This is a genomic window from Paracoccus sp. ME4 (genome assembly GCF_046736325.1).
Classification (GTDB): Bacteria; Pseudomonadota; Alphaproteobacteria; order Rhodobacterales; family Rhodobacteraceae; genus Paracoccus.
Genome location: NZ_CP151276.1, coordinates 2,416,218 through 2,435,000, shown reverse-complemented (window position 1 = coordinate 2,435,000; position 18,783 = coordinate 2,416,218). Strand labels below are relative to the sequence as shown.

Here is an 18,783-nt window from a genome sequence, read left to right as displayed (position 1 = left end):
CGACAAACAGGGTGAGAGACCCTGTCGCCGAAAGTCCAAGGGTTCCTGCTTAAAGCTAATCTGAGCAGGGTAAGCCGGCCCCTAAGGCGAGGCCGAAAGGCGTAGTCGATGGGAACCAGGTTAATATTCCTGGGCCAGGAGATGGTGACGGATCCCAAAGGTAGTTCGATCTTAACGGATTGATCGGGCTGCTCAGGGGTCCCTGGAAATAGCCCTCCACAAGACCGTACCCGAAACCGACACAGGTGGACTGGTAGAGAATACCAAGGCGCTTGAGAGAACCACATTTAAGGAACTCGGCAAAATACCTCCGTAAGTTCGCGAGAAGGAGGCCCGGTTTTTGCGCAAGCAGAGGCCGGGGGCACAAACCAGGGGGTGGCGACTGTTTACTAAAAACACAGGGCTCTGCGAAGTCGTAAGACGACGTATAGGGTCTGACGCCTGCCCGGTGCCGGAAGGTTAAAAGGAGATGTGCAAGCATTGAATTGAAGCCCCGGTAAACGGCGGCCGTAACTATAACGGTCCTAAGGTAGCGAAATTCCTTGTCGGGTAAGTTCCGACCTGCACGAATGGCGTAACGACTTCCCCGCTGTCTCAAATGTGGACTCAGCGAAATTGAATTGTCTGTGAAGATGCAGACTTCCCGCGGTTAGACGGAAAGACCCCATGCACCTTTACTACAACTTCGCACTGGCATCAGGATTGCGATGTGCAGGATAGGCGGTAGGCTTTGAAGCGGGGACGCTAGTCCTCGTGGAGCCATCCTTGAGATACCGCCCTTCGCACTCTTGATGTCTAACCGCGGCCCGTTATCCGGGTCCGGGACCCTGCGTGGTGGGTAGTTTGACTGGGGCGGTCGCCTCCCAAACAGTAACGGAGGCGCGCGAAGGTTGGCTCAGACCGGTCGGAAATCGGTCGTTGAGTGCAATGGCAGAAGCCAGCCTGACTGCAAGACTGACAAGTCGAGCAGAGACGAAAGTCGGCCATAGTGATCCGGTGGTCCCGAGTGGAAGGGCCATCGCTCAACGGATAAAAGGTACGCTGGGGATAACAGGCTGATGATGCCCAAGAGTCCATATCGACGGCATCGTTTGGCACCTCGATGTCGGCTCATCTCATCCTGGGGCTGGAGCAGGTCCCAAGGGTATGGCTGTTCGCCATTTAAAGAGGTACGTGAGCTGGGTTTAGAACGTCGTGAGACAGTTCGGTCCCTATCTGCCGTGGGTGTTGGAGACTTGAGAGGAGTTGCCCCTAGTACGAGAGGACCGGGGTGAACGTTCCACTGGTGGACCAGTTGTCGTGCCAACGGCAGTGCTGGGTAGCTATGAACGGACAGGATAAACGCTGAAGGCATCTAAGCGTGAAGCCCCCCTCAAAACAAGGTCTCCCTTGAGAGCCGTGGAAGACCACCACGTCGATAGGCCGGAGATGTAAGTGCAGCAATGCATTCAGTTGACCGGTACTAATGGCTCGATAGGCTTGATTTGATCCGGAAGAAGCAGGATTACCCCCGCTTCCTCCAAAGCATCCTTGGACAATATCAGATCCCGCAAGGGGTCCGACGCTGAGCGTTTCTTTCCTGGTCTGGTGGCCCTAGCGCGAGCAAAACACCCGATCCCATCCCGAACTCGGCCGTTAAGTGCCGCTGCGCCGATGGTACTGCGTCTCAAGACGTGGGAGAGTAGGTCACCGCCAGACCTGGAAAGAAACGCATATCTCTCCGAAACGATAACAAACCCGATCAGGACACATATGGCGCGGGGTAGAGCAGCCCGGTAGCTCGTCAGGCTCATAACCTGAAGGCCGCAGGTTCAAATCCTGCCCCCGCAACCAAAAATGCTAATACTATCAAAGACTTCAAAGCCGGGCGTAACGCTCGGCCTTCGGCGTTCCAAATTCTTGTCAACACATGGTCAACGTTTTACGAGGCCCCCATCAAGGGTGCAGACAATCGTGCAGAAGACGACCATCACGCGGCCGCTCTGCATGCCGGTTCAAGCCAAGACCAGATCTCCGCAGTGACTTGCGCAAGTGGCCGTCCTTCGAGAGCCGTCCCCTCCGAGTAGGCCAGCCACTGTGTCATCTTCGCCGGATCGGCCGAAAACTCCGCGGACAGCCCGACAGGGCAGGCGGCTGGAACAATCGTGTCGCGTCGAGCGAAGGTTCCTCGGATCGCAACAGCGAGGTCGCCCATGTCGATGTCGACGGACTTCGGCAGCGTCCAGAGATCATAGAGATCCTTCATCCGGCTGTTCGCCAAGCCCAGCGCGACCACGGCCTGGAACTTCTCGGCGATGACGGTGGCCGGTGAATAGGCGCGGATCGATGCGGCAGGAAAGTCCAGCAGCGAGCCATATTCGATCTCGAACTTTGGATCGGCCAAGGCATCGCCGAAGCCCAGGTCCACGGTGATCGGAATGCGCGTGCTCCCGAGATATGCATCAGTCCGGAGCCGCATCCCGCCATAGATCTGGTCTTCCCGAATGGCGACGGCCGTCAGGCTGGCAACGTCATAGACCAGCCCATCGCCTCCATCGATGGCGAGGATCTGAGAGAACGCAGTCTTGAGTTCGGCCTCCTCATCCGAGCCGAACGCCAGGAAGTCGATGTCCCGGGTGAAACGCCCGGTGTCGGCTGTCCACAAGGTAACGAGCATGCCCCCCTTCAGGACGAAGCGGTTGCGATACTCGGAGACCGATAGCCGGTACACCAGTCGTTCGAGACCGAAAGCCACGAGGACGACATCGAACGGCTGACTTTCCGCACGGGCGAGGTTAAGCAGACGCTGACGCACAGATGCCGCAATATCTTTGGGCTGCTTAGCCATTGGATGTCAGGGCCTCCAGATAGGGGCGCATCTGGTTCCACGCGCCGTTCTCGCGAGCGGCTGTAGCAAGCTGGCCTGCCGTTGCCTTCCGGGCGTTCAGCGCGGCCTTCATTGCTTCAACGGCAACTGATCGGTCCACCAGCTTCGGGTTCCGGAATGCGTCTGCAATCGTCTTGGCGATGGAATATACCCGCACCTCAACCTCCCCGATCCGATGGACCTCGGCGCCATTGGTCAGGTAGGGCTCACGGAAACGCACGATGCGGATGCGAGGGTATTCGATCTTCGGCGCCCAGTCCTTGGCACCGATGGCGATCCACACCCGCCTTGGGAGTTGGTCGGTCAGCTGATGAAAGGACAGTGCCGAAGTCAGGCAGATGACGGCCTTTGGAGCGAGTTTGGCGATGTCGATCAGGCCCGCATGCAGGTCTGGTTCGCTGTCGGGAAGCTGGTACAGTCCCCGTCCGATCCGTACCACCACGCCCTCTGCCACTGCCCTTGCGATAGTGGTCCTGCTCACGCCGATGGATGCCAGATCCCTCGAACGGGCAAGCGCATGGGCTTCCATATAGTCGACCATGCGGGCGCGCTGGCCCTGATCCGTAGTAAGCATCGTTACAAAACCTCGGACGAAAGTGCATATTGTCCTAGGTTTTGTAACATACGGCTCAGCTTCAAGCAATCTACGCAGACCCGCACCCAACGGCGTCATCATGTTTAATCACCGCAGATTTTGCGGAGATTAGACCCGCTATTCTCCGCACGACTGTTCCATAGGCGGATTTTGCCGTTCGATGAACCTTGGAACGGATGGCACCCGGATCACGAGAAACGGCTGATCCGTCAAATGCGGTTGCGCGCGATCACCTCCGCGGCGGAGGAAGGATGGTAGCTGGATTCCGGCGCGGTGAACCCAGCGACAAGTTCCACCTGCAGCTACGCAAAGGCCGCCACTTCCTGACTTGCCATGTCACGCCGGATCAGGTCTTCAACATAGGCGCTGACGGAATGGTAGGGCCCTGCGTCGCTCACCATGGACGCCAGGAACGCGTGCAGCTCCTCATCGATCTCAATCGTCATCGTTTTGGGTCGGGCCGTCATCCCTCTCTCCCTCTGCGCTGTCAGCTTGAGCCTCGGCGACCTCACGGCCGCAGTCGGGACACGCAGTCTCTGTCCTTGCAAACGCAAACCCGCACTCGAGGCATGGCTTCAGATCCGTCATGTCCTCCAGGAAAGCGCAACGCTTGCACAGCGTCTTTGTGTGCTTCAGCGACAGATACTCCCTGAAATCAGCAAGCCAAGCGAGAATCGCTCCGCGCTTCCAATCGCCGTCCCAATTCGTCGCCTTCTCGCGCCAGGCCATATATTTTCGCGCGCGGATCCCGCGCTTCTGGGCCGCGGTCAGGGCTTCCTTTTTCGCTGGAACCTCGAAGACGTGACCGCAATAGCCCCGCCCGACTGGACTGTTGCAGATCCACGTTCCCGCCTTCTTGCGAAACTGAATCGACAGGCTCGAGCACAGAGGGCAGCAGTCGCGCATTTCCGGGACGACGGCGTCACGGATCGCATAGCATTCCTCCCGCAACTCAGCGCGATAGTCGTGGGCAGGTTCCCGTGCCTCATATTCGGCTTTTGCCTTGTCCAAATAGGGCTGAACGCGGGGTATTCTCACCGTGTGCTGAAGGACGAGCACAGCTTCATGGTCGGCGCCGCATGTTGCGCATTCCGAACCAAGGAATTGAACCCTGGTGCGCTTCCAGTTCTTCCAGTGCCAGGGCGGGCCATGCTTCCGCCTGGCGACGAAGATTTCGCGCGCAGCTTCTTGGCCCGTCATGGTCCGCCTTTCGAGGGCGTCTTGAACACGCTGGAACTCAAAGGGCCATTCAATCATGAGACAATACCGCTGATCGAGAACAGCGCGCCTCGGCTGAGAAATTGGTGCCGAGGTCCACGCCGTGTCATCATTGGCACGCTCGCGCTTGATCACGCAAGACAGCGTAGTCGCTCAGCATCTGAACGACGACGGCCCCTTCCGGCAGCGCCTCAACCTCATCGGCGGCCCGCGCTTGATCTGCTGCGGTGTACTCGACCACGGGCGGACATGGCGCGCGGGCGTCAGAACCGCCCATCGCGCAACCGGTCAGCCAGAGCGTCACGATCAGCAGGGCGACGGGCGGCGGCGTCGAGCATCTGGCGGTGGACGGCATCGTTTCTCTCTCTGGCATCAAGCAGTTCGGCGGCACGCCCGGCGCGCTCGCCTGCGCGGCGGAGGTTCAGCAGGAACAACAGGATCGCTGCTGCGGTGAGGATGAGGCCCAGCGCTCTTCGCGCCGGGCCATGGGTCAGAAGCCAGCCGATCACCGCTGGCCCCGTTTCCAGTCGTCGAGCCGGGCGTGGATGGTGACGGCGATGCCGATCAGCACCCAGCGCAGCGTGTCGAGGTAGGGCACCAGCGGCTGGATCGTGGACTGGGTTTCCGCAAGTACGTCCTGCAGGACCTCCACCCCTGCGGCGCCGACCGTGGCGGCACCCGCAGCACCGCCACCGCGCAGGGTGCGGCTTTCTGACAGGACTTCGCGTGCAGGCGGCAGCTTCGGGGCGAAGGGCACGGGCCGCACCGGGAAGGGATCGCCCCAGGAGCGAGCGGGACCGAGGTCGATGTGCATGAAGCCCGACCGGGGGTAATAGCCGAACCCCAGAAAGCCGACTGCCCGCGCCGCCGCCTCGAAGGCCACCGGATTGTGGTTGGCCATGGCGATGTCGAAAGCCGTGCCCTGCATATGCTTCGAGGCCGGGGCGCCGCCGACAGCGCGGTTGTGCTCCGGGCTGCGATAGGCCGAGCGGATGATCAGCGGCTGGTTCTTCACGAAGGACCGGAATGTGTCGAGGAAGTCTTCGGGCTTTTCATACTGACCATAGCCAGTGGTGACCCTGATCCGGTCCTTCCGCAATGATGCCTTTCCGCAGATCGCCGTGACGGTGGACCTGCTGACCACGGGCATCGATGTGCCGAAGATCACGAACCTCGTCTTCATCCGCCGCGTGAACAGCCGCATCCTCTATGAACAGATGCTAGGCCGGGCCACCCGCCGCTGCGATGATATCGGCAAAGAGGTCTTCCGTATCTTCGATGCCGTCGACCTCTACGCTACCCTTCAAGACCTTACACAGATGAAGCCGGTTGCCAGCAATCCGAAGCTGACCTTCGAACAGCTGTTCGATGAACTGGCCACCGTGACCGAGGAAGTCCAGCGTGAACTCGTCCGCGATCAGGTCCTGGCCAAGCTGCACCGTAAGCTGCGCAAACTGCCCAGCAAGGTCGCACAGATGGTCGAAGACCTGACCGGCGAAACGGTCGAACAACTCCGTGATCGGCTGCGCCAAGGATCACCGAGCGACGCCGCCGCCCATGCAAAAAAATACGCGGGCCTTGGCAAGATCCTCGACTGGAACCCGGACGGCTCGGGGCCGAACCTGATCCCGATCTCGCACCACGAAGACAGCATGCACGCCGTGCCGACCTTGTCCACGCTGCCAGTGATCTTGCGGATGGCGGCATCTTCAATCGACCCATATTGCGCGGCGAAGGCCTTTTTCAGTTCGTTCACGACGATGTCGGCATGCGCATCTGTCGCGGCAAAAACGAGGGTTTTCCCTTCAAGGCTGGGGTCGATGTGCTTGGCCAGTTCTTCCGCGATGACCTGATTGAAGGGTTGGGTGATGACCTTGCGGTTGAAGGCTTCGACCTGAAAGCTGAGCTCATCCGGGGCGGTTGCGTTCTGCACCTCGCCTGTCTGACCATCCAGAAGCTCGACGTCTTCACCCGCCTCAAATGTGATACCGGCCTTGGCAAGTGCAGTCTGGAAGCGGATCGGGGGTTCGTGGTCGATCAGCCAACCGTCAACCACAGCCTCGCGGTAGGTGTAAGTATAGATGGGGTCGCCGAAAATCTGGGCTGTGTGCAGTGCGGGGGTGGCTGTGAGGCCGATCTTGACCGCGTCGAAGTGTTCCAGAACACGGCGATATTTCGAGACGTAATCTTCCTGCCCCCGGAAGCTCAGCTCAGCGTCCGACATCTCGCGGTCTAGCAAATAGCCACGGTGACATTCGTCGATCACCATCAGGTCATACTGGCCGATGGGCGGGACATCTGAGGGTTCGGCGTTGTAAAGCACCCGCTTCACAAGCCCTTGGATCGTGCAGATGTGAACGCGGGTCTCAGGGTCAGGCTTGATGTCCTCAAGCCCCTTAATGCCGAACAACTGGCCAAAGGTCTTTGGCCCTTCGATGGCCGTGCTCATGAATTCGTCGGTGGTCTGCGTCCCCAGGGCGGAACGGTCAACCACGAAGCAAATGCGCCGGAAACGCTTGGTGGCGAGCAGGCGATACAGCATCGCGATGGCCAGCTTGGTCTTGCCCGTTCCTGTAGCCATCGCCACAAGCATTTCGCGCTTTTCAGTGGCGAGTGTCTTCTCGACCTCCCGGATCGCCGCTTCCTGATAAGGGCGCAGGTCGAACCCGAAGTCAAAGGATCGGGCTTGCAAAGCGGCTTGCGCCTTTTCCTTCTCCACTTCGAGCATGGAGATAAGTTCTTCCGGCCTGAACCACCCTGTGAGGGCGCGACGCAAATTGTTGGGCAGCCGCACGTCTCGGAACCAGATGCCGCTCTCAGTCTCCACCTGTTTCAGATAGGGGCGTCCATTCGTGGCAAAGACAAACGGAACAACAAAGCCGTCACCCCAAAGCTCTGAATTAGCTGGCCACGAAAAACCCTTCGAATAGCGCTCAGCCTGATCTACTGCCGCAGAAACGTTTTTCCGATACCGTTTGGCCTCAACGATGCCGACACAAGTTTCTCCGACGAAGAGCGCGTAGTCAGCTGGGCCGGACTGTGTAGGCCATTCCGCGATCGCCATGTGGCGACCTTTTGCGGGCCTCGTATCTTTGCCATAGCGCAAATCAACACTGTGGGCTTCCCAGCCCCGATCTCGCAGTTGCTGGTCAATAAGGGCGCGGGTGGCCTGTTCGTCCACCATAAGGGCCTTGGATGGGTGTAACCATCCGGCGTAAGCCGCGGCTGCGATGCTCAGGTGGCACCCTTAGGCTCCAGACCCATTGATTTCATGCTTTTCGCGTGATTCAGGCTCCTCAAGGAGACCTGATCGATGAGTAATCTTTACTGGCTGAGCGACGCCCAGATGGAGCGTCTGAAACCGTTCTTTCCCAAAAGCCATGGCAAGCCCCGCGTCGATGATCGCCGTGTCCTCAGCGGCATAATTTTCATCAATCGCAATGGGTTGCGGTGGTGTGACGCGCCGAAGGAATACGGCCCGGCCAAAACCCTCTACAACCGCTGGAAGCGCTGGAGCGACAACGGGGTTTTTGCCCGGATCATGGTCGGCCTTGCCGCCGAGAGCGCCGAGCACAAGACGATCATGATCGACGCGACCTATCTCAAGGCACACCGCACGGCCTCAAGCCCTGGGGTGAAAAAGGGGGGCGCGGGCGCCAGATCGGGCGCACCAAAGGCGGTATGAACACCAAGTTGCACGCTGTCGCCGATGCCAACGGGCGGCCGATCGGGTTCTTCATGTCGGCCGGCCAGGTCAGCGATTACACCGGCGCGGCGGCGCTGCTGGGCAGCCTGCCGAAGGCTGGGTGGCTTCTGGCCGACAGGGGCTACGACGCTGATTGGTTCAGAGACGCGTTGAAAGACAAGGGGATAAAGGTTTGCATCCCCGGACGGAAGTCCCGCAAGAAGGTCGTCAAATACGACAAGCGGCGTTACAAAAGGCGTAACCGCATCGAAATCATGTTCGGGCGTCTGAAGGACTGGAGGCGCGTCGCAACCCGTTATGACCGCTGCCCGGAAACGTTCTTCTCAGCTATTATGCTCGCCGCAACCGTCTTGTTCTGGCTGTGAAACTCAATGAGTCTGGAGCCTAGGCGCTTTGGGTTTGGCGGGCCGGGGAGCCCATCTCTTCGCGAGCCGGTCGAAGCGTTCGGCGATACTGTCGCTACGGGCATCTTCGGGATCAAAAGAACCACCTGACCTGCGGACCATATCGTCGTGCTGCTCGTGGTCCGGATCGGCGAGGGCTGTGAGGAATTCCTCGTAGCCAAGGGCACCACTGAACTGCTCTTGGTTTGCCTGAGGCTCCGCCTCCTGAGTAAGGTGGAGCATCATGAGCAAGACAACGAACAAATTTTCTCCGGAAGTGCGTGAATGGCGCGGTGCGGTTGGGTCTGGACAATGAGGGTCAGCATGGATCGCGGTGGCAGGCGGTCATGTCGATTTCGGCGGAGATCCGCTGCGCGCCGCAGACCCTGAATGGCTGGTTCAAGAAGGCCGAGTTCGACAGCGGCAAGCGCCCGGGCGTCTCAAGCGAGATGGCCGAGAGAATGAAGGTGCTGGAACGCGAGAACCGCGAACTGCGCCAAGCGAACGAGATCCTCCGCAAGACGTCAGCGTATTTTGCGATGGCGGAGTTCGACCGCCGGTCGAAGTGATGGTCAAGTTCATCTATGACCATCGCGGTGCGCATGGGGTCGAACCGATCTGCGAGATGCTGCCGATCGCCCCCTCCACCTATTACGATCACCTGGCCAGGCGGGCTGATCCCGCCCGGCGGTCGGATCGCGCCAAGAGGGATGAGGTGTTTCGGCCCGAAATCCAGCGCGTTTTCGACGCGAATTGGCAGGTCTATGGCGTGCGCAAGGTCTGGCGGCAGTTACGCCGTGAGGGCTTTGACGTGGCCTGCTGCACAGTGGCCCGGCTGATGAAGAGCATGGGGATTCAGGGCATCATCCGCGGTAAGCCGCAGAAGACGACGATCCCGGACAAGAAGCTGCCATGCCCGTTGGACAAGGTGAACCGCCAGTTCCGCGTTCCGGCACCGAACATGCTGTGAGTGTCGGATTTTACCTATGTCGCCACCTGGAAGAGGTTCGTCTGTGTCGCCATTCGTCGGGAAAACAGTCCACTGGACTGTTTTCTGACCCTGCTCATCCATCGATGCCTATGCTCGCAAGATCGTTGGCTGGCGCGTCAGCAGCTCGGCGCATGCGGGGTTCGTTCTCGATGCCCTGGAACAGGCGGTGCATGATCGCCGCCCCGGAAAGGGCATGGGGCTGGTTCACCACAGCGACAGGGGCTCGCAATACCTGTCTATTCGCTACACTGAGCGCTTGGCGGAAGCCGGTATCGAACCCTCGGTGGGCAGCGTCGGTGACAGTTGCGACAACGCCTTGGCCGAAACGATCAATGGCCTGTTCAAGGCTGAGGTCATCCACCGCCGCGGCCCATGGCGAAGCTTGGAAGCCGTGGAATACGCGACGCTCGAATGGGTGGACCGGTTCAACCACCGCCGTCTTCCCGAGCCCATCGGGAACATCCCGCCCGCTGAAGCCGAGGCCAACTTCCATGCAGCTCTGGAAACTGAAGCCATGGCCGCGTAACTAACGAAAATCAGCCTCCGGCAAACCAGGAGCGGTTCAAACGCCCTTGGTATCTATGCCTGCAATGGTGTCATGCGGTCACTTGCACGGTGACGCCAGGGTCAGGGTAACGTAATGATGCCCCCCATCGAGCAGGACAAAGGTGCATATCCTCTGGTCTGGGGCGTTCGGCATGGCATCACGACGCAGGGTGATCGAGATATCGGTGTCGCGGATACGCAGGCGGGCTGAAAACCCCGGCCAGTCGTCGGGCAGGCAGGGCGCAATCATCAAATGCCCGCCGCGACGTCGGAGCCCCAGGAGACCTTCGGTCGCGGCGCGATACATCCAAGCCGATGACCCCGTGTACCAGGTCCAGCCGCCCCGCCCCAGATGGGGTGCCACCGAGTAGACATCGGCGGCGACCACGTAAGGCTCGACCCGATAGCGAGCGGCATCATCGGCGGTCAGCGCATGGTTGATCGGATTGACCATGGCCAGCAACCGCGCTGCCTCAGTGCCGTTTCCCGCCCGCGCGTGCGCCATGATCGCCCACATCGCCGCATGGCTGTATTGCCCGCCATTTTCCCGCAGGCCAGGGGGGTAGGCCGCGATGTAACCCGGATCGCCTGCCGTATCCGTCCCGTCGAAGGGCGGTGTGAACAGCAGGACCAGACCTGGATCGGGCATGACCAGCTGATCCTGCAGCGACTGCATGGCGACGATTGCGCGCAACGGATCCGCGGCGTCCGACAGCACCGCCCAGCTTTGCGCGATGGAATCGATTCGGCAGGCAGGCGAAGACGATGCCCCCAGCCAGGTGCCATCGTCGAAGGTGGCGCGGCGATACCATGCGCCGTCCCAGCTGTGACGCTCCTGCGCCTGTTTCAGGGCATCGGCATGGGCACGCCAGCGGTTCGCCGCCGCAGGGTCGCGCATATCGGCCAGATGCGCCATCCGTCGGAGGGCGTGCAGAAGAAGCCAACCCAGCCAGACACTTTCGCCCCGTCCCTCCTGTCCCACGCGGTTCATGCCGTCATTCCAGTCACCGGTGCCGATCAGCGGCAGACCCAAGGTGCCGCTGAGGGCGATCGCCCGGTCCAGCCCCAAGGCGACATGCGAAAACAGCGTCGCGTGCGACGCTGTGATGTCGGGCTGGAAAAAGGCGTCGTGAACCCCCGGTTTCAGAAGCGGACCTTCCAGAAAGGGAAGGTGCTGATCCAAGACGGCCGTATCACCTGTCACCTCGACATAATCGGCCGCCGCATGGGCCAGCCACACGCAATCATCCGAGATGCGCGTTCGCACGCCGGCGCCTGAATGCGGCAGCCACCAATGCTGCACGTCGCCTTGGGGGAACTGTCGGGCGGCGGCGCGCAGCAGATGGTCGCGCACCCGGCCGGGCTGCGCCAGCGTCATCGCCATGCCGTCCTGCAGCTGGTCGCGAAAGCCATAGGCCCCGCTGGCCTGATAGAAGGCTGCACGGGCCTGGATGCGGCAGGCCAGCGTCTGATAGGGCAGCCAGCCATTGACCATGATGTCCAGCGCGCGGTCCGGGGTCCGAATCTGGATCGTGTCGGTGATGGTTTGCCAATGCGCCTGAACCTGTTCCAGAATGCGGGCCGGGTCGATGGCGCGCAGGCGATGGATCAGGGCGCGGGCTTCGGAGACGGATGCGGCCTGCCCCAGCATATGGCCGACCTGCACCGATGCGCCGGGTGCCAGCACCACGGGGCATTCCAGCGCCATGCACGCTTCCAGCCCTGCGCCGACGCGGCCCGACATTCGCGCGGCCGGAGATGAAAGATCGCCACCGGCGCCCAGAAATGCCGCCCCGTCGCCGCTGACGGCCGTCTGCGCCCCCATCAGATCCGCGAAGGCCACACGGTCGGGAAAGGCCACGTTCCACGGGTTGTGCGCCAGCAGGGCACCCGTTTCATCATCGCGCGCCGTCACCACGAAGGGCGTCGAGGCGCCTTCGGTGACGCCCATGACGGGCCGAGCATAGGTGATGACCGTCAGTTGCCGCACCTGCGTGCCCAAGTTGCGCAACGTCAGCTGCGACAGACGGACGGGAGCGTCAAGCGGCACGAATTGCACCAGATCCATCGCCAGACCGCCCGCATGATGTTCGAACCGGCTGTAGCCCATGCCATGACGCGCGACATGGCGGCCTGTGGCACGCAACGGGCGCGCGGTGGGGGAATAAAGCGCACCGCTTTCGTCATCGCGGATCAGGAAGGCTTCCGTCGCGGGATCGGTGACCGGATCGTTGGACCAGGGGGTCAGTCGGTTCTCGCGACTGTTTTCGGCCCAAGTGCATCCCGCGCCGGTGGCCGAGACGTGAAACCCGAAACCGTCATTGGCGATGACATTGATCCAAGGCGCAGGGGTGGGACATCCGGCACCCAGAATGGTGACATATTCACGACCGTCCCTTGCAAAGCCGCCGATCCCGTTGAAGAATTCAAGCGTTTCAGCCAAGCCCGAGGCCGCGTCGCCCGTTGGTGGGGGCTGCGGCATCGGCCGCGTCGCAGGCATCCGCAAGGTTGGACGCGCCGCCAAACCGGCGACCTGATCGGCAAGGGCGCCCTTGCGGGCAACCAGCACCACCCGGGCGGTGGCCAGCAGCAGGGCCGTCACCTCGGACGGCAGCAGGTCGCGGCGCAGGGCAAGTACCTGTCCGCCCGGCGCATCGGCCAAGGCACGCGGGCGGGCGCCGCGCACAGCGGATTCGATCCCCGACTGCAGGTCCTGCACATAGGATGACGGGTGCTCGTTCAGGATCACCACGTCGACAAGCAGCCGCTTCATCCGCCAGTATTCCTGTGCCAGCAGCAACTGATGCACCTGCGCCATGTCGGCTTCGTCGCCGATGCACAGCACGACGATCGGAAGGTCACCCGAAATGCCTTGCGACCACAGGAGCGATTGCTTGCCTGTGGCGGCAACGTCGGGGGGGACGCGGAACCTTGCATCGGGATGCAGGATCGGTGCGGTCATCGCCTGGAATGCCGCGGCCTCTGCGGCGGTGATGCCAAGATGGCGCAGCTGGACCTGGGCCTGCGTCCAGGCCAGCGTCCGCGCTCGGTCGACCGCGTTGCGGTCGTGATGGCGGTCGATCAGGTCGATCAGCCTGGCCCGCGTTTCGGCGACAACGGTCCAGAAGGCCAGCCGGGCCGTGTCGCCCGGTGCGATCACAATCCGGTGGCGCAGTGCGAAGGCCGGGTCCAGAACGGTACCGATACCGCCCTTCAGCTCTGCGCCAGGTTGCAAAGCCGCGGCGTGGCGCAAATCATTGTCGCGGCCCAGGAAGGCGGCGCGGTCTGTTTCATACTGCATCGGGGTCTGCTGGGTAGCCTCGACCACGGCGAAATGGGCGGCCCAGATGCCTGGTTCGTCGGGGGACCGGAGGCGCCTGGTGGCGATCAACGCGCCATATTCGGGCATGTACTCGGTCTGCACGAAGAGCTTGGAAAAGGCGGGATGGGCGGCATCGGCCTGCGGCGTGGTCAGGACCAGTTCGGCATAAGACGTCAGGTCCAGCCTCACAGGCGCCCGCGCCATCGAGGTCAGCGTCAGCATCCGCACCTCGGCGTCATCCTCGCCCGACACCAGAACCTCCAGCCTGGACGACAGATGGCCGTCTCTGCGCAGGAACAGCGCGCGATCCTCGTACAGTTCGACGCGGTGGTGATCGGCGACGTCGGCGCCGCCGATGCGCGTCAGTCGCTGCCTGTCCAGATCGCGCATCCACAGGCGGGTGCCGCCGTCGGACCGCCCCGGATCGCCCTGCCAGCGGGTGATGGCCATCGAACCCCACTGGCTGACCCCGCCGCCCGTCGCGGTCAGGGTCACGGAATACCGGCCATTCGACAGGATATGCGTCCTGGTCGGGCCCGATGTCCTTCCTTCGATCACGGTCATGCGCTGCAGATCCTCGGAGGAGGCATCGGTGCGCGTGTCTCGGGTTTCCACCCGCGCGGACACGGCGGGGATGTTGCGCGGAATGCGTTCCTGCAGCAGCAGCTCGGCGGCGCGGATCGCAGGTTCGGCGTGAAAGCGGCGGCGCATCCGCCCCCCCTGCAGCACATTGGCGATGGCGACGATGGTCATGCCCTGATGATGCGCCATATGGCTGCGGACCAAGGCGACGGGTTCGTCCGCAGACCGATGCAGAGGGGTGAAGTCCAGCGCCTCGTAAAAGCCATAAGGACCCATCGCACCAAGGCCCGACAGCCGGTCAAGGTTCTCCGCCGCGGCCTGCGGGTCCACCATCGCCGCAAGCGCGGTGGCATAGGGTGCGACAACCAGGCTTGCCTCGAGCCCGCGCTTGAGACCCAGCTCAGGCACGCCAAAGCTGGAATACTGATAGTTCATCTGCATATCCCGGGCATTGAAGCCGGATTCGGACAGCCCCCAGGGCACGCCCCGGAGCAGGCCATAGCGTTGCTGGGCAACGACCGATTGACGGTTCGACTGGTCCAGCAGGCTGCCGGGGGGTTCATCCATCACCAGGATCGGCATCAGGTATTCGAACATCGATCCCGACCACGAGCGCAGCGCCGCACCGCCGCGAAGGGGAACCACGGGCCTGCCGAGGCGAAACCAGTGGGTCGAGGGAATGTCGCCCTTGGCAATGGCCAGCATGCTGGCAAGACGCGCTTCGGAGGCCAGCAGGTCGTAACAGCTGCCATCGCGACTGTTGTCGGACTGGGTGAAGCCGATCGACAGAAGTTTTCGCTCGGGATCCAGCAGGAAGCCGAAATCCATGTCCCACGCCAATGCCCGAGCCTGCGCGGCAAGCGCCCGCAGGGGTCCGGCCAAGTGCGGCGCGGGATCGGCCAGATGCGCCGCCGACCGGTCGTGCAGCGCGGCCAGCCAGACACAACCGCGCCCGGCCTTGCCGGTCAGGCGCCTGATCGCGGCCCATTCCAGGCGGGGGGCGCGGATCGCGGTCCGAATCTGGTCCAGCAGGGCTGCATCGGCAAACCCACGGGCCAGGTCCAACGTATCCAACAGCCCCTGCCGGTCGTCCTGCGCGGGATCGGCGGCCCATTCCTCGCAGGCATGGGCCAGGGCGATCAGATGTCCGGCGAGGTTGCCGCTGTCCACCGTCGAGACATAGCGGGGCGCCAGGACGCTGCCGTCGGTCGTGTCGTACCAGTTGAACAGATGCCCGTTCAGCTTTTCCAGCCCCGCCACGGTCTGCAGGGTCAGCTGCAGGCGCGTGACGGCATCTGAAAGGCCGATCCATCCGAAATCCCGCGCCGCGACACAGGCCAGCAGGTAAAGGCCGATATTCGTCGGCGAGGTCCGCGCCGCCGTCAGGGGCGCCGGCGTTTCCTGGTGGTTGTCTGGGGGCAGGTGACGATGTTTCGGGGTGACGAAGGTGTCAAAGTAGTGCCAGGTGCGGCGCGCGGTCAGCCGCAGATGATCGGCGGCATCGGACGTCAGGGGCCGCGTGGCGGGGGGCAATGCGCGCCCCGTAACGTAGGAGATCAGCGGTGCCGACAGCCACAGCAGCAGGAACGGCAGTACCAGCAGAACCGAGGAGGGCGCCAGAAGGGCCACCGCAGCCGCGATCCCCAGGCTCAGCACCAGCCCGCCCGCCATACGGCGCGCCAGACTGCCAAGGTCCGGCTTGGGACCGACCTGATCCTGCGCGGCCGTGGTCCATTCCAGAAGATGCCGCCGCGAGATGCGCAACCGCCATTGGGTACGCAGGATCGCGTCGCCCATCCGCCATGCCGTGTCGGGCAGAAGGCTGATCATCAGGACGACCTGGATCAGGGCGGCACGCAAGTCGCCGAGACATTGCTGCAGGTGGCCGGCCGTATCGAGCGCCGGACCGCGCGGGATCATGCCCAGCAGGGTCGGTAGAAACACGGGCAAGGCCAGGGCCGACAGCAGCAGCAGCGTCGCCATGCCCGCATGCGGCGACAGCCAGCCCGCCAGCAGCGACGCCAGAACGAAGGGCGCCATCAGCGATCGGCGCAGGTTGTCGGCGATCTTGACGCGCCCAAGGATCGGAGTCGCAGGGTCGACCATGCGCCCCGCCAGCTGCCAGTCGCCCCGCGTCCAGCGATGCTGGCGGGCGGCCGCCAGGTCGTGGCGGGGGGGGAATGCCTCGACCACCTCGATATCCGAGACAAGGCCCGCGCGGGCAAAGATGCCCTCCAGCAGGTCGTGGCTGAGGACGCTGTCAGGTTCGATCCGGCCCTGCATCGCGGCCTGGAAAGCATCCACGTCATAGATCCCCTTGCCCGTGAACGAGCCCTGGCCGAACAGGTCCTGAAATACGTCCGAGGCCGCCGCGGCATAGGGGTCCATCCCCCCCGGCCCCGACGTCGCCCGTAGATAGGCGGTCGTGCCCGCCCCAAGGGCCGGCGTCACGCGCGGTTGCAGGATGCCATGGCCTGCGATCACGACCCCTTGGTCAGGGTCCAGCCGCGGCCGGTTCAGGGGATGCGCCATCTTGCCGATCAGCCGGGCGGCGGCATCGCGGGGCAAACGGGTGTCAGCATCCAGCGTGATGACATAGCGGACGTTCTGGGGTACGGCCGGATGGGGAGTGAAACTGGTATCGGTCGCGCCCCGTAGCAGGCGGTTCAGCTCGACCAGTTTGCCGCGCTTGCGTTCCCAGCCCATCCAGACCCCTTCATGCGGGTTCCACCGGCGGTGACGGTGCAGATGGACGAAACGCGGTCCGGCGGGGCTTGGGGCATGGCGGTCGTTGAGGGCGGCGATCCGGTCTGCGGCCAGCGCCAGAAGCTCCGCATCGACGGGCATTAGGCAATGCGGTGCATCCGCCCCATCCGTCAGCAGGGCGAATGTCAGATCGCCGCCCGTGCCGGACAGGTGGTGGATCTCAAGGTTGTCCAGGTGGCGGTGAAGATCATCTTGGTCCGTCATGATGACAGGCACGATGACCAGCGTGCGCAAATCGCTTGGGATGCCGTTGCGCAGGTCCAGCCCCGGCAACAGCGCCGGACCGACCGAATGCGCCACCATCAGGTCCACCAGGGCGATGGCCAGTCCGGAAAGCGGCAGCGCCATCGCCATCAGCCACGGCCAGGCTACACCGGGTCCCATCAATCCTGCCGCGACTGCCAGCAGGGCGACCGTACCCCCTGCGATCAGCGCCAGATAACCGCCCAGCCCCGCAGATTTCCCCAGCCTGCGCAACCACAGCCGCGGCGGGGGCCGGAATCCGATGGCCCGTTCCAGTGCCGGCCTGCCGCGGTCCATCAGATGCCATCCGGGGTCAGAGGCCGCCGTGGCGGGCGCGGCCTTGGACGCCAGTTCCACCGCCATGTCGGCCAGCCGCGTCTCATCGCGGCCGCTGCCGCGCGACAATTCCTCGATCGCGCTGCGATAGAGGTTCCGGCTGAGGAAATCCATCACCGCATGGCCCGGGTGGCGACGCAGACTGGCTTCGACCAGGCTGACATCCTCGAACAGATCCTTCCAATCCGTGTCCGACAGGGTGCGAAACGCGGTGATCACATTGCGCAGGGTCACGTTCGACGCGCCCAACCGTTCCTGTGCGTGGCGAACGACGCTGTCGATCGACGCGCCCTGCGCGGTCAGCCTGTCTTGAAGCCAAGGGATGGCGGGGGTGGTCATTGGATCGAGGTTGCGCAGCCTCTCGGCCAGCTGGGCGGCAAAAAGCTCATTCAACGGCCCGGTGTCGGGACGACCCGAAGACAGGTGCAGGTGGCGTTGGGCCGGCTGCAGAATCCGGTCGGCCAGCAGATCGGCCTTCCGCCGCTGTTCGCGACCGCCGGCCATCTGATCCGTGAGGCGGCGCAGGTTTTCGATCAGGACGATGCGCAGGGTGATGGCCACGGCCCACAGCTCGCCGATGGTCAGGGGTTGGACGGTCTGATAGGCGACCAAGAAACGGCGCAGCACCGCGGCGTCGAAATGGCTGTCCGTATGGGCGACAAAGGCCCAGGCCAGACCGAAGACGCGTGGATAGCCGGCGAACGGACCGCAATCCAGTTTCGGCAGCAGCTGGTAATACCGCGGCGGCAGATCAATGCGGATTTCTCGAATCTGGGCCTCGACCAGGGGATAGTTGTCCAGCAGCCAGTCGGCGGCGGGTACGGTAGGACGACCGGCCGCGGCCTCGCGGGCGTTGTCGTGATAGGCAGTGCGCAGGGCGCGCGCGTTGTCCTGCAGGCGCTTGTGCAACGACATGACCCTGAGCGGGCGATCGGTCGTCGTTTGGTCCGCGGCCAGCGTCATCGCATGCTGTTCCAGGCGCTCTATCCCGAACAGTTCCGCCCGGACGGGGGCGGTGTCCGACCACGGCGGGTTTCGTGCTTTTCGCATGAGCGAAACGATCATGCCTCTGCCACGGCGGAGGGCGAAGGCACGTTCAAACATGGCTCTGTCCTGGCGGTTTGGGGATCGCGCCGAATCCGTTGTGACGCCCAAACGCACAGCCGACCGTCGGTCCGCTGTGCGCGATGCGCCGTTCCCGACGATGCAGGTCGCCGGTCCTCAATCAT

Annotated in this window: 11 protein-coding genes, 1 tRNA gene, 2 rRNA genes, 2 pseudogenes and 1 other annotated feature (1 of these 17 cut by a window edge); of the genes and pseudogenes, 6 read left to right on the top strand and 10 right to left on the bottom strand. The window is 62.9% G+C overall.

Annotated features, from left to right (window positions below; genetic code table 11):
- The 3 genes from AACG61_RS12350 to AACG61_RS12340 all read left to right on the top strand — a co-directional run.
- A 23S ribosomal RNA gene (locus AACG61_RS12350) occupies window positions 1–1,487 on the top strand (it extends 1,346 nt beyond the left edge of the window).
- Between the two features lie 96 nt (window positions 1,488–1,583).
- Window positions 1,584–1,698, top strand: a 5S ribosomal RNA gene (gene rrf / locus AACG61_RS12345).
- Between the two features lie 58 nt (window positions 1,699–1,756).
- Window positions 1,757–1,833 (top strand) — tRNA-Met (locus tag AACG61_RS12340).
- A 136-nt stretch (window positions 1,834–1,969) separates the two neighbouring features.
- Here AACG61_RS12340 and AACG61_RS12335 read toward each other — a convergent pair.
- The 6 genes from AACG61_RS12335 to AACG61_RS12310 all read right to left on the bottom strand — a co-directional run bounded on the left by AACG61_RS12335 (window position 1,970) and on the right by AACG61_RS12310 (window position 5,829).
- Window positions 1,970–2,827 (bottom strand): nucleotidyl transferase AbiEii/AbiGii toxin family protein, encoded by an 858-nt coding sequence (locus AACG61_RS12335; protein ID WP_411837422.1) that lies wholly within the window; start codon window positions 2,825–2,827, stop codon window positions 1,970–1,972.
- Window positions 2,820–3,407, bottom strand: coding sequence for a type IV toxin-antitoxin system AbiEi family antitoxin domain-containing protein (locus AACG61_RS12330; RefSeq protein ID WP_411837421.1), 588 nt, complete (start codon window positions 3,405–3,407; stop codon window positions 2,820–2,822). The genes AACG61_RS12335 and AACG61_RS12330 overlap by 8 nt, the downstream gene beginning before the upstream one ends.
- Window positions 3,408–3,763: 356 nt before the next feature.
- Window positions 3,764–3,907: a hypothetical protein gene (locus tag AACG61_RS12325; RefSeq protein ID WP_411837420.1), complete on the bottom strand. Its 144-nt coding sequence runs from the start codon at window positions 3,905–3,907 to the stop codon at window positions 3,764–3,766.
- Window positions 3,897–4,661 carry a hypothetical protein gene (locus AACG61_RS12320; RefSeq protein ID WP_411837419.1) on the bottom strand — a complete coding sequence of 255 codons (765 nt, stop codon included), beginning with the start codon at window positions 4,659–4,661 and terminating at the stop codon, window positions 3,897–3,899. The genes AACG61_RS12325 and AACG61_RS12320 overlap by 11 nt, the downstream gene beginning before the upstream one ends.
- A gap of 281 nt (window positions 4,662–4,942) precedes the next feature.
- Complete coding sequence (locus AACG61_RS12315; protein WP_411837418.1) at window positions 4,943–5,188, bottom strand: hypothetical protein; 246 nt, start codon at window positions 5,186–5,188, stop codon at window positions 4,943–4,945.
- Window positions 5,185–5,829, bottom strand: a complete 645-nt coding sequence (locus AACG61_RS12310; protein ID WP_411839510.1) for a YcbK family protein — start codon at window positions 5,827–5,829, stop codon at window positions 5,185–5,187. Before AACG61_RS12310 ends, AACG61_RS12315 begins: the two co-directional genes overlap by 4 nt.
- On the opposite strand from AACG61_RS12310, the pseudogene AACG61_RS12305 reads away from it, so the two are divergent.
- Window positions 5,807–5,857: pseudogene (locus AACG61_RS12305) on the top strand (hypothetical protein); the annotation flags it as partial. The gene AACG61_RS12310 and the pseudogene AACG61_RS12305 overlap by 23 nt on opposite strands.
- Window positions 5,858–5,899: 42 nt before the next feature.
- Here the strand turns inward: AACG61_RS12305 and AACG61_RS12300 are convergent.
- Window positions 5,900–6,118 (bottom strand): hypothetical protein, encoded by a 219-nt coding sequence (locus tag AACG61_RS12300; RefSeq protein WP_411837417.1) that lies wholly within the window; start codon window positions 6,116–6,118, stop codon window positions 5,900–5,902.
- Window positions 6,097–7,863, bottom strand: a complete 1,767-nt coding sequence (hsdR, locus tag AACG61_RS12295; RefSeq protein ID WP_411837416.1) for a type I restriction-modification system endonuclease — start codon at window positions 7,861–7,863, stop codon at window positions 6,097–6,099. Before hsdR ends, AACG61_RS12300 begins: the two co-directional genes overlap by 22 nt.
- A gap of 129 nt (window positions 7,864–7,992) precedes the next feature.
- Here hsdR and AACG61_RS12290 point away from each other — a divergent pair.
- Window positions 7,993–8,750, top strand: a protein-coding gene (locus AACG61_RS12290; protein ID WP_411837415.1) for an IS5-like element ISPaes2 family transposase whose coding sequence is annotated in 2 segments (ribosomal slippage) — window positions 7,993–8,317 and window positions 8,317–8,750 — 759 coding nt in all. Because the reading frame shifts where the segments join, the coding sequence is not laid out codon by codon here.
- Window positions 8,751–8,753: 3 nt separating this feature from the next.
- Here the strand turns inward: AACG61_RS12290 and AACG61_RS12285 are convergent.
- The gene (locus AACG61_RS12285; protein ID WP_411839509.1) at window positions 8,754–9,011 is read right to left on the bottom strand and encodes an IS1096 element passenger TnpR family protein; all 258 of its coding nucleotides are present in this window, start codon (window positions 9,009–9,011) and stop codon (window positions 8,754–8,756) included.
- A 1-nt stretch (window position 9,012) separates the two neighbouring features.
- Between AACG61_RS12285 and AACG61_RS12280 the strand changes: the two are divergent.
- Window positions 9,013–10,285: pseudogene (locus AACG61_RS12280) on the top strand (IS3 family transposase).
- Window positions 9,295–9,411 (top strand) — a sequence feature (AL1L pseudoknot). Its footprint overlaps the pseudogene before it by 117 nt.
- A gap of 78 nt (window positions 10,286–10,363) precedes the next feature.
- Here AACG61_RS12280 and AACG61_RS12275 read toward each other — a convergent pair.
- Window positions 10,364–18,469, bottom strand: a complete 8,106-nt coding sequence (locus tag AACG61_RS12275; RefSeq protein WP_411837414.1) for a GH36-type glycosyl hydrolase domain-containing protein — start codon at window positions 18,467–18,469, stop codon at window positions 10,364–10,366.
- Between the last annotated feature and the right edge of the window lie 314 nt (window positions 18,470–18,783).

Coding starts and splice junctions, on each gene's coding strand:
- AACG61_RS12335 (WP_411837422.1), bottom strand. CDS start 2,827: ATGGCTAAGCAGCCCAAAGATATTGCGGCATCTGTGCGTCAGCGTCTG.
- AACG61_RS12330 (WP_411837421.1), bottom strand. CDS start 3,407: ATGGTCGACTATATGGAAGCCCATGCGCTTGCCCGTTCGAGGGATCTG.
- AACG61_RS12325 (WP_411837420.1), bottom strand. CDS start 3,907: ATGACGATTGAGATCGATGAGGAGCTGCACGCGTTCCTGGCGTCCATG.
- AACG61_RS12320 (WP_411837419.1), bottom strand. CDS start 4,661: ATGACGGGCCAAGAAGCTGCGCGCGAAATCTTCGTCGCCAGGCGGAAG.
- AACG61_RS12310 (WP_411839510.1), bottom strand. CDS start 5,829: ATGCCCGTGGTCAGCAGGTCCACCGTCACGGCGATCTGCGGAAAGGCA.
- hsdR (WP_411837416.1), bottom strand. CDS start 7,863: ATGGTGGACGAACAGGCCACCCGCGCCCTTATTGACCAGCAACTGCGA.
- AACG61_RS12285 (WP_411839509.1), bottom strand. CDS start 9,011: ATGCTCCACCTTACTCAGGAGGCGGAGCCTCAGGCAAACCAAGAGCAG.
- AACG61_RS12275 (WP_411837414.1), bottom strand. CDS start 18,469: ATGTCGTTGCACAAGCGCCTGCAGGACAACGCGCGCGCCCTGCGCACT.